2 protein-coding genes are annotated in these 3,156 nt (G+C 73.4%); both read right to left on the bottom strand.

Annotation, left to right across the window (positions count from 1 at the left end):
* Positions 1-1,393, bottom strand: a 1,393-nt coding sequence (locus tag ABD844_RS08175) for an acetyl-CoA carboxylase biotin carboxylase subunit (protein WP_344874589.1), incomplete at its 3' end; no start/stop codon positions are given.
* Positions 1,390-3,012, bottom strand: a complete 1,623-nt coding sequence (locus ABD844_RS08170) for an acyl-CoA carboxylase subunit beta (RefSeq protein WP_425568520.1) — start codon at positions 3,010-3,012, stop codon at positions 1,390-1,392. The genes ABD844_RS08175 and ABD844_RS08170, both read right to left, overlap by 4 nt.
* Positions 3,013-3,156: the final 144 nt, after the last annotated feature.

Here is a 3,156-nt window from a genome sequence, read left to right as displayed (position 1 = left end):
CGAGCGCGGCCAGCGCGGACAGCGCGGACAGCGCGGTCAGCGCGGTCAGGGCGGCCAGTGCGCCGGGGCCCGCGGGCGTGCTCGCGTCCCCGCGGACGGGCCCGCCGGGGTCGAGGAAGCCGGTGTGCGTGTCACCAGCCACAAAATCTCGATTTGTCAGGACTTTCAGCAGCAAATCGCGGTTGGTGGTGAGGCCGTGCAGCCTGGCCCGCCGCAGCGCGGCCACCAGCCTGCGCACCGCCTGCGCCCGCGTCGCGCCGTGCGCGACCACCTTGGCCAGCATCGCGTCATAGTGCGGCGACACCATGGACCCCGACTCCACGCCCGAGTCCACCCGCACCCCGCCCGCCCCGCCGCCCGGCACCTCGAACCGGCGCAGCACCCCGCTCTGCGGCACGTGGTCGTCGTCCTCGGCGTACAGCCGCGCCTCGACCGCCCACCCGGCGGGGGTGGGCGGCTCCGGCGGCAGCGCCGCGCCCTCGGCCACCTCGAGCTGCGACCGTACGAGGTCGACGCCGTACACCAGCTCGGTCACCGGGTGCTCGACCTGGAGCCGGGTGTTCATCTCCAGGAACGCCACCCGGTCGCCCTTGACCAGGAACTCCACCGTGCCCGCGCCCACGTAGCCGATCTTCCTGGCGGCCCTGACCGCGGCCTCGTGCAGCAGCTCGCGCACCGGGCCCGAGATGCCCGGCGACGGGCACTCCTCGATCACCTTCTGATGCCGCCGCTGCACGCTGCACTCGCGCTCGCCCAGCGCCCACACGGTCCCGTGGCCGTCGGCCAGCACCTGGACCTCCACGTGCCTGGCCCGCTCCAGCAGCGGCTCGGCGAACACCGTGCCGTCGCCGAAGGCCGCCGACGCCTCCCGCCGCGCCGACTCCACCGCCTCGGCCAGCTCCTCAAGGCCGCGCACCACGCGCATCCCGCGCCCGCCCCCACCGGCGGACGCCTTCACCAGCAGCGGGAACTCCCCGGGCGCCGCCAGGTCGAGCGAGGGCAGGACGGGCACCCCGGCCTCGGCCATCAGCCGCTTCGCGGTGACCTTGGAGCCCATGGCGGCGATGGCCTCCGGCGGCGGCCCCACCCACACCAGCCCGGCCGCCAGCACGGCCCGCGCGAAGTCCGCGTTCTCCGACAGGAAGCCGTAGCCGGGGTGCACGGCGTCCGCGCCGGTGGCCCGGCAGGCCGCCAGGACGCGTGCCACGTCCAGGTACGTGTCGGCGGGCCGGGCGCCGGGCAGGCGTACCGCGAGGTCGGCCTCGGCCACGTGCGGCGCGCCCGCGTCGGGGTCGGAGTAGACGGCGACCGTGGAGATGCCGAGCGAACGGCACGTACGGAAGACGCGACGGGCGATCTCACCCCGGTTCGCGACGAGCAGACGGTCGATCACGGCCGGAACACCCCGTAACCCGCCGGCTCGGGCACCGGCGCGCTGTTGATCGCCGACAGGCACAGGCCCAGCACGGTACGCGTGTCGCGCGGATCGATCACCCCGTCGTCGTAGAGGCGGCCCGACAGGAAGAACGCCAGCGACTCGGCCTCGACCTGCGCCTCCACCATCGCGCGCATGGCCGCGTCGGCCTCCTCGTCGTAAACCTGCCCCTTCGCCCGCGCCGAGGCCCGGCCCACGAGGGACAGCACCCCGGCGAGCTGCGCGGGCCCCATCACCGCCGACTTGGCGCTCGGCCAGGCGAACAGGAAGCGGGGATCGTACGCGCGCCCGCACATGCCGTAGTTCCCCGCCCCGTACGAGGCGCCCATGACGACGGTCAGATGCGGCACGGTCGAGTTGGACACCGCGTTGATCATCATGGCGCCGTGCTTGATGATGCCGCCCTGCTCGTACTCCTTGCCGACCATGTAGCCGGTCGTGTTCTGCAGGAACAGCAGCGGGGTGCGCGACTGGTTCGCGAGCTGGATGAACTGGGTGGCCTTCTGCGACTCCGCGCTGAACAGCACGCCGCGCGCGTTGGCCAGCACCCCCACCGGGTAGCCGTGGATCCGCGCCCACCCCGTCACCAGCGAGGCCCCGTACAGCGGTTTGAACTCCTCGAACTCGCTCCCGTCCGCCACCCGCGCGATCACCTCCCGCGGGTCGAACGGCACCTTGAGATCCTCCGGCACGATCCCGAGCAGCTCGTCGGCCGGATACACCGGATCCCGCGCGCCCTCCTCCGGCGGCCGGCCCAGCTTGCGCCAGGCGAGCGAGGCGATGATCCGCCGGCCGATGCGCAGCGCGTCGTACTCGTCGCGGGCCAGGTGGTCGGCGAGCCCGCTGATCCGGGCGTGCATCTCGGCGCCGCCGAGCGACTCGTCGTCGGACTCCTCCCCGGTGGCCATCTTGACCAGCGGCGGACCGCCCAGGAACACCTTGGCCCGCTCCCGGACCATCACCACGTGGTCGCTCATCCCGGGCACGTACGCGCCGCCCGCCGTGGAGTTGCCGAACACCAGCGCCACGGTCGGCACGCCCGCCGCCGACAGCCTGGTCAGGTCGCGGAAGATCTGGCCGCCGGGGATGAAGATCTCCTTCTGCGTCGGCAGGTCCGCGCCGCCGCTCTCGACCAGGTTCACGTACGGGAGGCGGTTGCGCAGCGCGATGTCGGCCGCGCGCAGGGACTTCTTCAGCGTCCACGGGTTGGAGGCGCCGCCGCGGACCGTGGGGTCGTTCGCCGTGATCACGCACTCGACGCCCTCGATCACCCCGATCCCCGACACCATGCTCGCCCCGACGGGGAACTCGCTGCCCCAGGCCGCCAGCGGTGACAGCTCCAGGAAGGGGGAGTCGGGGTCGACCAGCAGCTCGACGCGTTCCCTGGCGAGCAGCTTGCCGCGGGCGCGGTGGCGTTCGACGTACTTCTCGCCACCGCCGGCCACCGCCTTGGCGTGCTCGGCGTCCAGCTCGGCCAGTTTGGCCAGCATCGCCTCGCGGCGCGCCCGGTAGTCGTCGCTCCCGGTGTCGAGTCCGCTCGTGATCACGCGCCCTCCTGCGGCAGTGCCGATGATCATGCCAAGCACGCTAGCGCAGCCGCGGGCTCCGGCACAGAGCGAGCCGCCGCCCTGTGACGGGCGGCGGCTCGAACGTCACGCCTGGCTGCCAGGCTCAGCCACAGTGGCTCCAGCCCGACTTCCAGCTCAACGTGGCCCCCCAGG

The organism is Nonomuraea antimicrobica, assembly GCF_039536965.1.
Classification (GTDB): Bacteria; Actinomycetota; Actinomycetes; order Streptosporangiales; family Streptosporangiaceae; genus Nonomuraea; species Nonomuraea antimicrobica.
This window is presented reverse-complemented; position numbering and strand designations above follow the sequence as displayed.